At 70.6% G+C, this 16,198-nt stretch carries 13 protein-coding genes; 1 reads left to right on the forward strand and 12 read right to left on the reverse strand.

Annotated features, from left to right (window positions below):
• Positions 1–178: 178 nt before the first annotated feature.
• Complete coding sequence (gene oxc / locus OKJ99_RS40990) at positions 179–1,918, reverse strand: oxalyl-CoA decarboxylase (protein WP_326023646.1); 1,740 nt, start codon at positions 1,916–1,918, stop codon at positions 179–181.
• Between the two features lie 254 nt (positions 1,919–2,172).
• Here oxc and OKJ99_RS40995 point away from each other — a divergent pair, with 254 nt between their 5' ends.
• Positions 2,173–3,573: an AMP-binding protein gene (locus OKJ99_RS40995; RefSeq protein ID WP_326023648.1), complete on the forward strand. Its 1,401-nt coding sequence runs from the start codon at positions 2,173–2,175 to the stop codon at positions 3,571–3,573.
• Between the two features lie 73 nt (positions 3,574–3,646).
• Here OKJ99_RS40995 and OKJ99_RS41000 read toward each other — a convergent pair whose 3' ends face one another.
• From OKJ99_RS41000 to OKJ99_RS41050, 11 genes are all read right to left on the reverse strand, one after another.
• On the reverse strand, positions 3,647–4,579 hold the full coding sequence (locus tag OKJ99_RS41000) for a LysR family transcriptional regulator (protein ID WP_407700869.1): 933 nt from the start codon (positions 4,577–4,579) through the stop codon (positions 3,647–3,649).
• A 39-nt stretch (positions 4,580–4,618) separates the two neighbouring features.
• Positions 4,619–5,590 (reverse strand): 2-dehydropantoate 2-reductase, encoded by a 972-nt coding sequence (locus OKJ99_RS41005; protein ID WP_326023650.1) that lies wholly within the window; start codon positions 5,588–5,590, stop codon positions 4,619–4,621.
• Between the two features lie 169 nt (positions 5,591–5,759).
• Positions 5,760–5,972, reverse strand: coding sequence for a formate dehydrogenase subunit delta (locus OKJ99_RS41010; RefSeq protein ID WP_326023651.1), 213 nt, complete (start codon positions 5,970–5,972; stop codon positions 5,760–5,762).
• A 1-nt stretch (position 5,973) separates the two neighbouring features.
• Positions 5,974–8,796, reverse strand: a complete 2,823-nt coding sequence (fdhF, locus tag OKJ99_RS41015; protein WP_326023652.1) for a formate dehydrogenase subunit alpha — start codon at positions 8,794–8,796, stop codon at positions 5,974–5,976.
• Positions 8,793–10,400, reverse strand: coding sequence for a formate dehydrogenase beta subunit (locus OKJ99_RS41020; RefSeq protein WP_326023653.1), 1,608 nt, complete (start codon positions 10,398–10,400; stop codon positions 8,793–8,795). The genes fdhF and OKJ99_RS41020 overlap by 4 nt, the downstream gene beginning before the upstream one ends.
• Positions 10,401–10,448: 48 nt before the next feature.
• A complete protein-coding gene (locus tag OKJ99_RS41025; protein WP_326023654.1) occupies positions 10,449–10,943 on the reverse strand; it encodes an NAD(P)H-dependent oxidoreductase subunit E in 495 nt (164 codons plus the stop codon).
• 134 nt (positions 10,944–11,077) lie between these two features.
• Complete coding sequence (locus OKJ99_RS41030) at positions 11,078–11,791, reverse strand: acyl-CoA dehydrogenase family protein (RefSeq protein ID WP_326023656.1); 714 nt, start codon at positions 11,789–11,791, stop codon at positions 11,078–11,080.
• Between the two features lie 74 nt (positions 11,792–11,865).
• Positions 11,866–12,366, reverse strand: a complete 501-nt coding sequence (locus OKJ99_RS41035) for a beta-class carbonic anhydrase (RefSeq protein ID WP_326023657.1) — start codon at positions 12,364–12,366, stop codon at positions 11,866–11,868.
• A gap of 1 nt (position 12,367) precedes the next feature.
• Positions 12,368–13,597 carry a formyl-CoA transferase gene (frc, locus tag OKJ99_RS41040; RefSeq protein WP_326023659.1) on the reverse strand — a complete coding sequence of 410 codons (1,230 nt, stop codon included), beginning with the start codon at positions 13,595–13,597 and terminating at the stop codon, positions 12,368–12,370.
• Positions 13,598–13,730: 133 nt separating this feature from the next.
• Positions 13,731–14,405, reverse strand: coding sequence for a GntR family transcriptional regulator (locus OKJ99_RS41045; protein ID WP_407700870.1), 675 nt, complete (start codon positions 14,403–14,405; stop codon positions 13,731–13,733).
• 221 nt (positions 14,406–14,626) lie between these two features.
• Entirely contained in the window at positions 14,627–16,162 is a 1,536-nt protein-coding gene (locus tag OKJ99_RS41050) for an aldehyde dehydrogenase family protein (RefSeq protein ID WP_326023661.1), read from the reverse strand.
• Between the last annotated feature and the right edge of the window lie 36 nt (positions 16,163–16,198).

The raw sequence follows: 16,198 nt of genomic DNA on the forward strand, positions 1-16,198 counted from the left end.
CTTGAACCCCCACGCCCGATAAAGGGCACTAGCACCTCAAGCTAGCGCGTCTGCCATTCCGCCACCCGGACAAGGTGAGCGCCGCATGGCGGGGCGTTCCCCGCGGCGACACCTCAACAATACCAAGGTTTCGGAGTGGCTTTCACCTGCGTATCGGTGCGCTCTCGGACACGGAGGGTTACTTCTTGATGCCGATGCCCTTCGGGTTCAGGTGGGCGATGTGGCCGCTCTCCGTGCCGGCCGACGGGTCGATCACACAGTCGATGAGCGCCGGACCGCCGGAGGCGATCGCCTCGGTGAGGGCCGCCGTGACCTCGGCGGGGGTGGTGGCCCGGTAGCCCTTGCCGCCGAAGGACTCGATCATCCGGTCGTGGCGGGCGGCGCTCATGAGGGTGGTGGGGGCGGGAAGGCCCGCGATGGTCTCGTCGCCCTTGTAGACGCCGCCGTTGTTCATGATCACGGTGACGACGGGGAGGTTGTAGCGGCAGATCGTCTCCAGCTCCATGCCGCTGAAGCCGAAGGCGCTGTCGCCCTCGATGGCGACGACGGGCGCTCCGCCGCTCTCGACCGCGGCCGCGATCGCGTAGCCCATGCCGATGCCCATGACGCCCCAGGTGCCGGAGTCGAGACGGCGGCGCGGGTGGTGCATGTCGATGACGTTGCGGGCGATGTCGAGGGTGTTGGCGCCCTCGTTGACGATGTACGTCTCCGGGTGCTGGTGGACGACGTCGCGGACCGCCTTGAGCGCGCCCATGAACTGCATGGGGTGCGGGTCGGCCTCCAGACGCTTCGCCATCTTGGCGACGTTCTGGGCGGAGCGGTCGCCGAGCTCCTCGCGCCAGGCCGTGGGCGCCGAGATCTGGCCGGGCTTGGTGCGGTCGGCGAGCTGGTCCAGGACCGATTCGATGTCCCCGACGAGGGGAGCCGCGATCGGCTGGTTGGAGTCCATCTCGCTCGACTCGATGTCGATCTGGATGAACTTGGCGTCCGGGTTCCAGCCGCGCTCGCCGTGGTTGAGCAGCCAGTTCAGGCGGGCGCCGACCAGCATGACGACGTCGGCCTTCTTCAGGGCGAGGGAGCGGGCCGTCGCCGCCGACTGCGGGTGGTCGTCGCGGAGCAGGCCCTTCGCCATCGACATCGGTACGTACGGGATGCCCGTCGTCTCGATGAGGCCCCGGATCTTGTCGTCTGCCTGCGCGTACGCGGCGCCCTTGCCGAGGACGATCAGCGGGCGCTCCGCGTTCTCCAGGAGGTCGATCGCGCGGTCCACCGCCTCCGGGGCGGGCAGCTGGCGCGGTGCCGGGTCGACCAGGCGGGAGAGGGTCCGCTCGCCCGCTTCCTTGTCCATGACCGCGCCGAGGACCGCCGCCGGGATGTCGAGGTAGACGCCGCCGGGGCGGCCGGAGACCGCGGTGCGCAGGGCGCGGGCGATGCCGCGGCCGATGTCCTCGACGCGGCTGACGCGGTAGGCGGCCTTGACGAAGGGCTGGGCCGCGGCGAGTTGGTCCATCTCCTCGTAGTCGCCCTGTTTGAGGTCGACGAGGTGGCGCTCGCTGGAGCCGGAGATCTGGACCATCGGGAAACAGTTGGTGGTGGCGTTGGCGAGAGCCACCAGGCCGTTGAGGAAGCCGGGGGCCGAGACCGTCAGCGCGATGCCGGGCTTCTTGGTGAGGTAGCCGGCGATCGCGGCGGCGTGGCCCGCGTTGGACTCGTGGCGGAAGCCGATGTAGCGGATGCCCTCGGCCTGCGCGAGGCGGGCCAGGTCGGTGACGGGGATGCCCACGAGTCCGTAGATGGTGTCGACGTCGTTCTTCTTCAGGGCGTCGACGACGAGGTGGTAGCCGTCGGTGAGCTCGGCCGGCGCATCGGCTCCTGCCGCGGCCTCGGCGGTTTGGTCAGCGGTCGAGTCAGCGGTCATGATCCGGGTTCCTCCTTGGACGGTCCTGCCGTGCGGCTCCTGTTCTCACCTTCGACAGGGTGCGGCGGCCCGTCCAAGACCCATCGGCTTCCAAGCGATAACTGACGTCTATCGAGAGTCAAGCGCGTGCCAAATCCCCTGCTGGGGACGGGCTTTGGGTCTTCATAAGCGATTGCTATCGGGTGTTCGTGAGTGCGTATTGGACGTGCGCGGTCACTGAACCGCACGCTCGCTGAGGAGGGGAGGTGGAAGGCATGGCCACGTCGGCCCTGACCGTCACGGGGCTCGCCGATCTCCTCGACCGGCAAGCGCGTGCGCGGCCGCACTCCCCCGCGCTCCTCGTCGGCGACGAGCGGGTGCCCCTGTCGTACGAGGCGTTGGACGCGCTCGCGGACCGGATGGCGGGGCGGTTCGCCGCCGCGGGGCTGCGGGCCGGTGACGTGCTCGGGCTCGCGCTGGGGAACACCGCCGAGTTCGTGGGCGCGCTGCTCGGCGCCGCCCGCGCGGGGGTCGTCGCCGCTCCCCTGGATCCCGCACTGCCGGAGGCCGAACTGCGGGCGCGTATCGACGGGTTGGGGGCTCGGGCCGTGCTCGGCACCGACGGGCTCGCCGCCGTTGAGGTGGGCGCGGGAGCCTCGCGTCGGATGCGGCCGGACCACGCGCTCGTCCTGTTCACGGCGGGCGCCACGGGGCGTGCCCGCGGGGTGCCGCTCACGCACGCCAATGTGGCGGCGTCCGTCCACAACGTCTGTGCCACCTACGCGTTGGGGCCCGAGGACGCGACCGTCGCCGTCATGCCGTTCTTCCACGGGCACGGGCTGTTCGCCTCGCTCCTGTCCACGCTGGCCAGCGGCGGGCGGGTACTGCTGCCCGCGGGCGGGCGGTTCTCGGCCGGGACGTTCTGGGCGGATCTGCGGGCGGCGGGGGCGAGTTGGTTCACGGCGGTGCCGACGATCCACGAGGCGCTGCTCGACCGCTCGTCGGAGGCGGCCGATCTGGACGCGCCGCCGCCGCTGCGGTTCGTGCGCAGTTGCGGTGCGCCGCTCAACGCCGCGTCGCAGCGGGCGCTTGAGCGGATGTTCGGCGCGCCACTGCTGTCGGCGTACGGGATGACCGAGGCCGCGCACCAGATCGCCAGCGAGCCGCTGCCGGAGCGCGGGCCGCTCAAGCACGGCACGGTGGGGCGGGCGACGGGGGTGGGGTTGCGCATCGTCGGCCAGGACGGGCGGGTGTGTCCGGCCGGGGTGCGGGGGGAGGTGTGGGTGCGGGGGCCCTCCGTGGCCGGTGGGGGTGATGGGTGGTTGCGCACGCGGGACCTCGGGTGGCTCGACGAGGACGGGTACCTGTCCCTCGCCGGGCGCATCGAGAGCCTCATCGTGCGGCGGGGGCGGACGATTTCTCCGGAGTACGTGGAGGATGTGCTCGCCGGGTGCCCGTCGGTGGCCGAGGCGGCGGTGTTCGCCGTGGCGGACCGGGTCGATGCCGCGGTGGTTGTGCGGGGCGAGGAGTGCGTGAGCCCTTCGGAGATTCTGCGGTACTGCCGGGGGCGGTTGGCGGCGGTCGCGGTGCCGGACCGGGTGGTTCTTGTGGCTGCGTTGCCGAGGACGGCGCAGGGTGGGTTGGATCGGTTGGCCGTACGGGAGCGGTACGGGTGAGTGGACGTCACGGGGCTCCGCCCCGGACCCCGCTGGCTCTCGTCCCAAAAGCGGGGCTTGATTTGCGCAGGGCTCAGGAATGTGTCGCCTGTGCCGGAATCCTCTGGTCGAACACCGCGTCCAGGTTCAGTGCCGTCGCCGCGCTCACGAATGCCCGTGCCGCCACCGAACCCGGTGTTCCCGCGTGGATCGCCACCGAGACCTGGGCGCCGGTCTCCGGGTCGGTCAGCGGGAGCGCTCGCGTGCGGCCGGCCACCGGCATCGCGCGCAGCCAGGTGTGCGGCACGACGCTGGCCCAGTCCCCGCCACCCACATGTGCGTACAGGGACGCGATGGAGTCGGTCTCGACCTGGGGGGTGACCTCCAGGCCCTTGTTCGCGAAGACCTTGTCGATGATCTGGCGGATACGCATGTCGGGCGTCAGCAGCGCCAGGGGGAGTTGCGCCGCGTCCGCCCAAGTGAGGCTGTCCGTAGGGGATTTGAACTGGTCGTCCGAGACGAGGAGCATGTAGCGCTCCTGGTAGAGGGGGACCACTTGCAGGCCCTCCTGGTCGTCCGGGTCGAAGTGGGCGATCGCCACGTCGAGTTCGAAGTCGCGGAGCTGGCGGTGGAGTTCCTTCGTGGACAGGCGGGAGCGGACCTGGACCTTCGCCAGGGGGTGCGCCGAGCAGAAGGCGCCCACCGGGAGGGCGAGGGTCGTGGACGCCGTGGGGTCGGTGCCCAGGCGAAGGGTGCCCGTGATGCCCGACTGGACGGCGGCGACCTCGGCCTTGAACGCGTCCTGCTCCGCGAGGATCCGTTTCGCCCACACCACCAGGCGCTCGCCCTCCGGGGTGAGGCCCTGGTAGTTGTGGCCGCGGTTGATCAGCGTGACGTTCAGTTCGCGCTCCAGCTTGGCTATCGCCGCCGAGAGCGCGGGCTGGGAGACGTAGCAGGACTCGGCGGCGCGTGCGAAGTGCCGCTCGCGCGCCACCGCCACGAAGTACTCCAACTGCCGGAACAGCATGTACGTCTCCTCTGCCACGTGATCTTCATCCGTAGCGTGCTACGGCAGCACGGTCCGTGCCAATAGGTCGGTCGACGCGTGGATCGCACGCAGGGTGGGTGCCTCGGCGCCGGTGATGTCGGCCATTTCCACGACCGCCGTGACGATCGCGTCCAGCTCCAGCTGTTTGCCCGCTTCCAGGTCCTGGAGCATGGATGTCTTGTGCGCGCCCACGCCCTCGGCGCCGCGCAGCCGCTTCTCGATGGAGATCTCGGGCGTCGAGCCGACCCGGGCCGCGATGTCGAGGATCTCCTCCATGACGCGGGCGACCATGGTGCGTGTCAGCGGGTGCCGGCACATGTCGACCATGGTGGCCCGGGTCAGCGCGCTGATCGGGTTGAAGGCCGCGTTGCCCATGAGCTTGATCCAGATGTCGTCGCGCAGGTTCCGCTCGACGGGGCACTTGAGGCCGCCCGCGACCATGGCCTCGCTCAGCTCCGTGCAGCGCCGCGAGACACTGCCGTCCGGCTCGCCGATGGAGAACCGCGTGCCCTCCAAGTGCCGTATGACGCCCGGGGATTCGATGACCGTCGCGGGGTAGACCACGCAGCCGATCGCGCGCTCGGGCGGCAGCACCTTGCTCGTCGCGCCGCCCGGGTCGACCGCCTCGATGCGGCGGCCCTCGTACGGGCCGGTGAGCCGGTGGAAGTACCACCACGGGATGCCGTTCTGCCCGGCCACGAGCGCGGTGTGCTCGCCGAGCAGCGGCGCGACGAGCGAGCCGCACGACGGGTACGAGTGGGCCTTGAGGCCGAGGAACACGTAGTCCACGGGGCCGATCTCGTTCGGGTCGTCCGTGGCGTGCGGGTGGGCGGTGAAGTCCCCGCGCGGGCTGAGCACGCGGACGCCCTCGGCCTGGATGGCGCGCAGATGATCCCTGCGGGCGACGAGGTGCACTTCCGCGCCGCCGCGGTGCAGGGCCGCGCCCACGTACGCGCCGATGGCTCCGGCGCCGACAACTGCGATCTTCATCGTGGTGCCTCCTGGATTCGAGGGTGTGGAGGTACGCACATGTCACCGACCGCGCGCCGCACAGCACACGGAACGGACGACATGGGGAATCACTGGGTACGAGTGGGCGCGGCCGCCGCGCGTGCCCTGTCGCGCGGCGGCCGCTGGGAAGGTGGCCGGGAGGACGGTGTCAGCGCATGAGCTTCACGGCCGCGACCACGAGCGGGTCGAGTCCTTCCGCTCCGTCGTCCACGAGCGCGTAGAGCCGCTCCCGCATCCTCGGGTCCCAGAACCGGGTGAGGTGTCCGGCGATCGCCTCGGCCGCCGCCGCACCCGGAAGGTGGCCCTGGTGTGCGGCGATGTCGTTCGCCATGCGGCGTTCCGCCGGGATGGTGTGTGCCATGTCAGTCCACCACCGTGACGAGTTCGTCCGCCGCCTCGCGAGCGGCCTCGGCCTCGGCCTCGGCCTTCGGCGCGAGACCCACCTGCACCGCCGTCACCTTGTACTCCGGGCAGTTGGTCGCCCAGTCGGAGTTCTCCGTCGTCACCACGTTCGCGCCCGTCACCGGGTGGTGGAAGGTGGTGTAGACGACGCCCGGTGGCATCCGGTCGGAGATCTGCGCGTGCAGCGTCGTCGCACCGACGCGGCTGGAGAGTGTGACGAGGTCGCCGTCGGTGATGCCGCGCTCCTCCGCGTCGTGCGGGTGCACCTCCAGGATGTCCTCGGGGTGCCAGGCGACGTTTCCGGTGCGGCGGGTCTGCGCGCCGACGTTGTACTGGCTGAGGATGCGCCCGGTGGTGAGGACCAGCGGGAAGCGGCGGGTGCTGCGTTCGTTGGTCGGTACGTAGGAGGTGACCACGAACTTGCCCTTGCCGCGCGTGAACGCGTCGACGTGCATGGTGGGTGTGCCCTCGGGGGCCTCTTCGTTGCACGGCCACTGGATGCTGCCGAGCTTGTCGATGAGGTCGAAGGAGACACCCGCGAAGGTCGGGGTGACCGACGCGATCTCGTCCATGATCTGCGACGGGTGGTCGTAGTCCATGGCGTAGCCCATGGCGGTGGCGATCTCGCACACGATCTGCCACTCGTGCTTGCCTGCCTTGGGCGGCATCACCGACCGCACTCGGTTGACGCGCCGTTCGGCGTTGGTGAACGTGCCGTCCTTCTCCAGGAAGGAGGCGCCGGGCAGGAAGACGTGGGCGTACTTCGCCGTCTCGTTGAGGAACAGGTCCTGGACCACGACGAGTTCCATGGCTTCGAGGGCCGCCGTGACGTGCTGGAGGTTCGGGTCCGACTGGGCGATGTCCTCGCCGTGCACGAACAGGCCGCGGAAGTCTCCGTCGATCGCCGCGTCGAACATGTTGGGGATGCGCAGGCCCGGCTCGGGCAGCAGCGCGGAGCCCCACAGGTTCTCGAAGACGCCGCGCACCGCGTCGTCGGAGATGTGCCGGTAGCCGGGCAGCTCGTGCGGGAAGGAGCCCATGTCGCAGGAGCCCTGGACGTTGTTCTGGCCGCGCAGCGGGTTCACACCTACGCCGTCGCGGCCGATGTTTCCGCAGGCCATCGCCAGGTTGGCCATTCCCATGACCATGGTGGAACCCTGGCTGTGCTCGGTGACACCGAGGCCGTAGTAGATCGCGCCGTTGTCCGCGGACGCGTAGAGGCGGGCCGCCGCGCGGAGTTCGGATGCGGGGACGCCGCTGACCTCCTCGGTGGCCTCGGGGCTGTTCTCGGGGCGGGCCACGAACTCGGCCCACTCCTCGTACCCCTCGCAGCGCTCCGCGACGAAGTTCTCGTCGGTGAGGCCCTCGGTGACGACGACGTGTGCCATCGCGTTGACGACGGCGACGTTCGTGCTGGGGCGCAGCTGGAGGTGGTGCCGCGCCTCGATGTGCGGGGAGCGCACCAGGTCGATGCGGCGCGGGTCGACGACGATCAGCTCGGCGCCCTCGCGCAGGCGGCGCTTCATCCGCGACGCGAACACCGGGTGTCCGTCGGTGGGGTTGGCGCCGATGACGACGATGACGTCGGCCTCGGCGACGGAGCGGAAGTCCTGGGTGCCGGCCGATTCGCCGAAGGTCTGCTTGAGGCCGTAGCCGGTGGGCGAGTGGCAGACGCGGGCGCAGGTGTCGATGTTGTTGTTGCCGAAGGCCGCGCGGACCATCTTCTGGACGACGTAGACCTCTTCGTTGGTGCAGCGTGACGAGGAGATCGCGCCGATCGCGCCCGAGCCGTACCGGCCCTGGATCTCGCGGAAGCGGCGTGCGACGGTGCCGATCGCCTCGTCCCACTCGACCTCGCGCCAGGGGTCCGTGATCCTGTCGCGGACCATGGGCTTGAGCTTGCGGTCGGGGTGGGTGGCGTAGCCGAAGGCGAAGCGGCCCTTGACGCAGGAGTGGCCCTCGTTGGCGCCACCGTCCTTGTGGGGCACCATGCGGACGAGTTCGTCGCCGCGCAGCTCGGCCTTGAACGAGCATCCGACACCGCAGTACGCGCATGTGGTGATCACGGAGCGCGTCGGCATGCCGAGGTCAACTACCGACTTCTCCTGGAGAGTTGACGTCGGGCAGGCCTGGACGCAGGAGCCGCAGGACACGCACTCGGAGTCCATGAACGACTCCCCCGCGCCCGCCGACACCTTTGACTCGAAGCCGCGGCCCTCGATGGTCAGCGCGAACGTGCCCTGCACCTCGTCGCAGGCGCGCACGCAGCGCGAGCAGGCGATGCACTTGGACGGGTCGAAGTCGAAGTACGGGTTGGAGGTGTCCTTCTCGGCGTCGAGGTGGTTGGCACCCTCGTAGCCGTAGCGGACCTGGCGCAGGCCCACCACGCCCGCCATGTCCTGGAGTTCGCAGTCACCATTGGCGGGGCAGGTGAGGCAGTCGAGCGGGTGGTCGGAGATGTACAGCTCCATGACGCCCTGGCGGAGCTTCTCCACCTTCGGGGTCTGCGTCTTCACCGACATGCCGTCCGCGCACGGTGTCGTGCAGGACGCCGGGGTGCCGCGCCGGCCGTCGATCTCGACGACGCACAGCCGGCAGGAGCCGAAGGCCTCCAGGCTGTCGGTGGCGCACAGTTTCGGTACGTCGATGCCGGCTTCGGCGGCGGCCCGCATGACGGACGTGCCCTCGGGGACGGTCACCTGTTGTCCGTCGATCTCCACCGAGACCGTGGCCGCTCCGGGGCGTTCCGGAGTGCCGAAGTCGGGTTCCTTCAGAAGCGTCATGCCTGGCCCTCCGTTCGAGTGTTGCCCCGCTGTACGGGGTGGATCTCCAGGAGCCGACGGTCGCCGCGTTCGACGAAGTCGTCGGCGAAGTGCGCGAGGGCGCTGCGTACGGGCATCGGTGTCAGACCGCCCATGGCACACAGTGAACCATCGGTCATCAGCTCGCACAGGTCCTCGAGCAGCGCGAGATTCTCGTCCCGCTGCTCACCGGCGACGATCCGGTCGATGACCTCGACGCCGCGCACCGAACCGACCCGGCAGGGCGTGCACTTGCCGCAGGACTCCTCGGCGCAGAACTCCATCGCGAAGCGGGCCTGCGCCGCCATGTCGACGGTGTCGTCGAAGACGACCACGCCGCCGTGCCCGAGCATGGCCCCGCCCTCCGCGAGGGCCTCGTAGTCCATCGGGAGGTCGAACTGCGCCTCCGGCAGATACGCGCCGAGCGGCCCGCCCACCTGTACGGCGCGCACGGGGCGGCCGCTGAGCGTGCCGCCGCCGTAGTCCTCGATCAGCTCGCGCAGGGTGATGCCGAAGGCGGTCTCGACGATGCCGCCGCGCTTGATGTTGCCGGCGAGCTGGAAGACCTGCGTGCCGCGGGAGCGGCCGACGCCGAGGTCCTGGTACGCCTTGGCGCCGTCGGCGAGGACGACGGGGACGGTGGTGAGGGTGAGGACGTTGTTGACGACGGTCGGTTTGCCGAACAGGCCCTCGATGGCGGGGATCGGAGGTTTCGCGCGGACCATGCCGCGCTTGCCCTCCAGGCTCTCCAGCATGGAGGTCTCCTCGCCGCAGATGTACGCGCCTGCGCCGACGCGGATGTGCAGGTCGAAGTCGAGCGACGAGCCGAGGACGCCCGCGCCGAGCCAGCCGCGCCCGCGCGCGATGTCGATCGCGGCGCCCATCGTGGCGATGGCATCGGGGTACTCGGAGCGGATGTATATGTAGCCCTCGCGCGCGCCGACGGCGTGGGCGGCGATCGTCATGCCCTCGATGAGGAGGAACGGGTCGCCCTCCATGACCATGCGGTCGGCGAAGGTGCCGCTGTCGCCCTCGTCGGCGTTGCAGCAGATGAACTTGAGGTCGGCGTCCTCTCCCTCGCAGTCGAGCACCGTCTTCCATTTGATGCCCGCCGGGAAGCCGGCGCCGCCGCGGCCGCGAAGACCCGAGTCGGTGACCTCGGTGACGACGTCGGCGGGCGTCATCTCCAGGGCCGCGCGCAGCCCTTGCAGGCCGCCGTGGGCCTCGTAGTCCTCGGGCGAGAGCGGGTCGGTGATGCCGACGCGTGCGAAGGTGACGCGGTTCTGCCGCGCCAGCCACGGGAGTTGGTCGACCAGGCCGAGCCGCAGCGGGTGGTCGGCGCCGTCGAGCATTCCGGCGGCGAGGAGGTCGGGGACGTCGTCGGGGGTGACCGGGCCGTAGCCGATGCGGCCCTCGGGGGTCACGACCTCGACGAGGGGTTCGAGCCAGAGCAGTCCGCGTGAGCCGTTGCGGATCACGTCGACGCCGATCTCGCCCTCGATCGCGGCGAGTTGGAGCTGCTGCGCCACCTCGTCGGCGCCGACGGAGCGGGCCGCCGCGTCACGCGGAACGTAAACAGTCGTCATGTTGCCGGAAGTCACCTTGCCGGAAGCCACCTTGTCGGAAGTCACCTCTCACACCGTCCCGTTGAGGATCGCGCCGAGCCGGGCCGGGGTCACGCGCCCGTGCAGCCGCCCGTTCGCCTCCACCGAGGGACCGAGCGCGCAGTTGCCGAGACAGAAGACCTGCTCGACGGTGACACTGCCGTCGGCGCTCGTCTCGCCGACCGCCAGGCCCGACTCCCGTACGTGGCTCAGTAGGCGGTCGGCGCCCAGGGCCTGGCAGGCCTCGGCGCAGCAGATGCGGACGGTCGAGCGGCCCGCGGGCTCGCCGCGGAAGTCGTGGTAGAAGGTCACCACTCCGTGCACGTCGGCCCGCGAGAGGTTGAACTCGTCGGCGAGGACAGGGATCGCATCCTGCGGCACGCACCCCAACTCGGCCTGTACGGCGTGGAGTACGGGCAGCAGTGCGCCGCGTTCGCCGCGGTGCGCGGACGCCGCCCTCCTGACCACGCTCTCGACCGACACGTCCGTCCCGCTGGTCGTCATGATCGCTCCGCCTTCCGTCATGCGGGCCTCCGGCGCGGGTGCCAGAGACCCCAGCACTACCCCATACAGACTTCTGTATACAGAAGCCCGGTGTAAAGGAGCGGGACGAAATCGAGCGGAGTCGATCGACCGACTTCCGTACACCGGGCCGATGTTCACGAGGCCACGAGCACGGGCTCCTGGTCCGTCGCGGCGGCCAGTTCGGTCAGCCACGGCAGCACGAGATCCCGCACCAGCCCCTCGCCGCCCCCGTCCTCCCCGAGCAGGGCGGAGGCGGGTACGCGCACGGGGTCGGCGCAGACCGTCGAGGTCGCGCTGCCGCTCGGCCCGGGGCCTGCCGCCCGGGCCGGCACGTACAGGTCGGGAGCGTGGGCCGGGACCAGCCACAGACTGCTCCCTCCCTGCCCGGCCTCGGACGGTCCGCTCGACCAGAGGTAGCTGTCGGCCTCGCCCGCGGCGACCACTTGGCGCTTGCGGCCGCGCAGGGTGACGACCTCGCCGGTGCGGCGCGCCGCCGCCTGCGGCCCGTCCTCCTCCAGGGCGAGCGAGCACAGATGGCGTCCGGCGGCGATCTCGGCGCGCACCCAGGCGCCGCCGTACGCCTCGACGACGGCCACCGCCGCGTAGTGCGAGCGGAGCACGGTCGCGGCGGCCGGGCAGACGCGCGCGACGCTGGCCACGACATCGACGGCCTCGGCCAACCCCCACCCACCGCCGCCTAGTTCGGGGGCGACGGTGAGGCCGAGCAGGCCGGCGCGGCCGAGCGCGGTGACGCCGGACCGGGGAAATCTGCCTTGTGTGCGGGCCGGTTCGCCGCCGGATGCGACGGCGCCGGTCAGGACGTGATCGAGTGCGGTGCGGTACGACACGGGGCGACCCCCTCGTGAGCGATATATGAAGCGATGCATGAACTGCACTGATGTGGCGCTGAGTTGGAAGCCGCCTATTGCGCCTTGATCTCCCGCAACCGCCCCGTCCGTACGTCGAAGACGAATCCGCGGACGTCGTCGGTGTGCGGCAGGAAGGGGGATGTGCGCACCTTGCGCAGGGACTGCCGCACGTCCTGGTCGACGTCGGTGAAGCCCTCCACCGCCCACGTCGGCCGCTGTCCGACCTCGCGCTCCAGCTCCTGCCGGAAGTCCTCGCTCAGCGATTCGAGGCCGCATCCGGTGTGGTGGATCAGCACCACGCTGCGGGTGCCGAGCGCCCGCTGGCTGATGGCCAGCGAGCGGATGGTGTCGTCGGTGACCACACCGCCCGCGTTGCGGACGGTGTGACAGTCGCCGAGTTCCAGGCCGAGCGCGGCGTGCAGGTCGATCCTGGCGTCCATGCAGGCGACGACGGCCACCTCAAGGACCGGGCGGGCGTCCATGCCGGGATCGGTGAACGCGGCGGCGTACCGTTCGTTCGCCTCGACGAGGCGGTCGACCACGGTGCCGTCCATCTCAGATGACGCCCTGTTCGGCGAGCTGCGCCAACTCCGCCTTGTCCAGGCCGAGTTCGTCGGCGTAGATGTCACTGTTGTGCTCGCCCAGGAGCGGGGAGCCGGAGATGGTGGTCGGCGAGTCGGAGAGCTTGAGCGGGTTGCCGACCGTCGTGTACGTGCCGCGCTGGGGGTGCTCGACCTCGACGACCATGTCGTTGGCCACAAGGGATGGGTCCTCGATGATCTCCTTGGTGGAGAGGATCGGGCCGCAGGGGATGTTGTGGGCGTTGAGCTTGTCCAGGACCTCCCACTTGGGAAGCGTCGAGGACCACTCCTCGATCAGCTGGAACATCTTGTTGAGCTTCGGCAGCCGCGCTTCGGGCGTGGCCCAGTCGGCGTCCTCGGCCAGTTCGGGCCGCCCGATCAACTCGGTGAGCGGCTTCCAGCCCACCGGCTGGACGATGACGTAGACGTAGTCGTTGGGGCCGCCGGGTGCGCACTTGACGGCCCAGCCGGGCTGCCCGCCGCCGGAGGCGTTGCCCGAGCGGGGGACCTCGTCGCCGAAGTCCTCGTTCGGGTACTCGGCCAACGGGCCGTGCGTCAGGCGCTGTTGGTCGCGCAGCTTCACGCGGCACAGGTTCAGCACGGCGTGCTGCATGGCGACGTTGACGCGCTGCCCGCGCCCGGTGCTCTCGCGCTGGAAGAGCGCCGCCAGAATGCCGGCGACCGTGTGGATCCCTGTCCCCGAGTCGCCGATCTGCGCGCCCGTGGCCGTCGGCGGTCCGTCCTCGAAGCCGGTGGTCGCCATGGAGCCGCCCATGGCCTGGGCCACCACCTCGTACGCCTTGAAGTTGGTGTACGGACCGTCGCCGAAGCCCTTGATCGAGGCGTAGATGATCCGGGGGTTGATCTCCTGGATGCGGTCCCAGGTGAAGCCCATCCGGTCCACGGCGCCGGGGCCGAAGTTCTCCACCATGACGTCCGAGCGGCGGATCAGCTCCGTGAGGATCTCCTTGCCGCGGGCGCTCTTGGTGTTCAGGGTGATGCTCCGCTTATTGGAGTTGAGCATCGTGAAGTAGAGGGAGTCGGCGTCCGGGATGTCACGCAGTTGCTTGCGTGTGATGTCACCGGTCGGCGCCTCCAGCTTGACGACGTCCGCACCCAGCCACGCCAGCAACTGCGTTGCGGACGGGCCCGACTGAACGTGCGTCATGTCGAGGACACGCACGCCCTCAAGAGCCTTGGTCATGATTCGACACCCCACCTCTCGCTTGTCCGTTCGGAGTTAGAAGGTCGTCGCAGATACCACTCTTCATACAGTATTCGTCGACTGTATGCAATCGTCGGGGACAGTATTCGCCCACCCCCGGAGGCATGGGCGGCTACCTGGCCCGCTGGTGGTACGACGTGCGTGTGTGCTCGGTGTGCGCGCGCATGACGTCCGCCGCCCGGCGCTCGTCCCGGTCCGCGAGCGCCGCGATCAGCTCGCGGTGCTCCGCCCAGGACTGGTGGCCGCGCTGCCGCGCCACCGGCGTGTAGTACCAGCGCACCCGGCGGTCGACCTGCGCGGCCAGTTCGGCGAGGACCTCATTGGCCGCCAACTCCATGACGGCGCCGTGCAGTTGCGCGTTGAGCGCGACCGCCGCCTCCACGTCGTCCGCCGCGACCGCCCGCTCCCCCGCCTCGCACAGCTCCTCCAGCGCGGCGACGGCCACGGCATCGGCCTTCGCCGCGGCGAGCCGCACCGCCTCGGTCTCCAGGAGCTGACGGACCTTCAGGAGCTGGTCCGCCTCGTCCTCGGTCGGCACGTGCACGAACGCGCCCTGTGCGGGCCGCAGATCGACCCACCCCTCGGTGCTGAGCCGCTGCAGCGCCTCCCGTACGGGCTGCCGCGAGACCCCCAGCTGCGCCGCGAGTTCCGTCTCGACGAGGTGTGCGCCCGGCGGCAGGGTGCGGTTGATGATGAGTTCGAGCAGCGCGCCGTAGACCCGCTCGCGCAGCGGTCCCGGCCGGTCCAGCCTGGGCACCGCCCCCTGCGGCAGTCCTGCGGTCGGCAACATCGGGGCCCCTTCCGTCCTGCGTCCACGGTGTCTCAACCCACGCTTCCTGCATGGGGATTGTCGTAGTTCTTGCCGAGGGCAATCCCAGCCTGTACACAATATCCCGTCGACACATCGTGTGCGCGGGGCGAGCAGCAACTCGCCCCGCGGCACGGCGGCGGGGTCCACGTGCGGCGGGGAGCGCCCCCTGCGCCGCGCGGGACCCCGCCGCAGCTGCGTCAGGGCATCAGGTGGTAATCCGGGAAGTTGCCCGGCAGCCGCTCCCCCGACGGGCCTTCGGTGACCGCGCGGACCAGGAGTTCGCCGCCCACGAACGCGCCGCGCCACGACGCCCCGAACCCGCCGAACAGCTCGTCCCGGTCTCCGCGCGAACGCGGCTTGCCGTGGCCGACCTTGAACGCCCGGATCTGCGGCGCGAGACGCTCGTAGGTCGCCTCGTCGTCGGTGGAGAGGGTGGCGACGAGGGCACCGTTGGACGCGTTCATCGCCGCGAGGAGTTCCGCCTCCGTGTCGACGAGCACGATGGTGTCGACCGGGCCGAACGGCTCGGCGTGGTGCAGCGGCGAGGACGGCGGCGGGCCGAGCAGCGTCACCGGATGGACGTACGCGCTGGTGTCCTGGCCCGGCAGGAACAGCTCCGGGTCCGCCGTGGAGCGGTGCAGCGGGACGGCCCCGCGGTCGATCGCCTCCGCGACCTGGTCGTGCAGCTCCTTCGCCTTCGCGGCGTTGATCAGCGGCCCGAAGTCCAGTGCCGGGTACGGGTCTTCGGGGTGCTCGACGGCCAGCGGGTGGCCGACGCGCAGGGTGCGTACGGCGGGCAGGTAGGCGGCGAGGAAGTCGTCGAAGGCCTCGCGCTGCACGACGAACCGCGGGTAGGCGGTGCAGCGCTGCTTCCCGTAGTCGAAGAGCTTCGGGACGGCGGCCGTCAGCTTGTCCCAGTCGGTGAAGTTCCAGATGCCCCAGGTGTTGAGGCCCTCCTGCTCCAGGATGTGCCGCTTGCCGAGGTCGGCGACGTCGGTGGCGACCTCGGCACCGGTGTCCCGGCCGCCGACGAAGGACACGCAGCCGATCTCCGGCGCCCGCACGAGCGCCTCGGAGAGCTGCCCGCCACTGCCGCTGACGAGCGTGACCGGGATACCCTCACGGGCGGCCAGGGCGCAGGCCAGGGTGAGACACGAGACGCCGCCGTCGGTCGGTGTCTTGGCGATGACCGCGTTGCCGGCCAGCGCCTGGACCAGCATGGCGTGCACGAGCACGCTCATCGGGTAGTTCCAGCTGGCGATGTTCGACACGGGCCCGGCCAGCGGGGTGCGCTCGCCGAGGATCTCGTCGATGCCGTCGACGTACCAGCGCACGCCGTCGATGGCGCGGTCCACGTCGGCCTGCGCGAGCCGCCACGGCTTGCCGATCTCCCAGACCAGGAGCAGGGCGAGGAGTTCGCGGTGCTGGGTGAGTGCGTCGAGGGTCGCGGCGACGCGGGCGCGCCGCTCGGGGAGGGGGATGTGCCGCCAGGCGCGGTGCTGGTCGAGGGAGGCGCGGACGGCCTGGTGGGCCGTGTCGGCGTCGAGGCGCGGCGGGCCCGCGATGGGGCTGCCGTCGACGGGGCTTGTGGCGGGCAGGGCCCGGCCGTCGGCCTGCCAGGCGCCGTTCCACAGGTTCAGGACGCGGTCGTCACGGAAGGCCTCGGGGGCGACGGCGAGGCAGCGCTGCCAGGCGTCGGACCAGGAGGTGTTCGCTTTGAGGGTGGTTGCCATGGTCTTTGGTCTCCGCTCACGGTGCACAGTCGGGGC

This window comes from Streptomyces endophyticus (genome assembly GCF_035798155.1).
In the GTDB taxonomy this organism is placed as follows: Bacteria; Actinomycetota; Actinomycetes; order Streptomycetales; family Streptomycetaceae; genus Streptomyces; species Streptomyces endophyticus.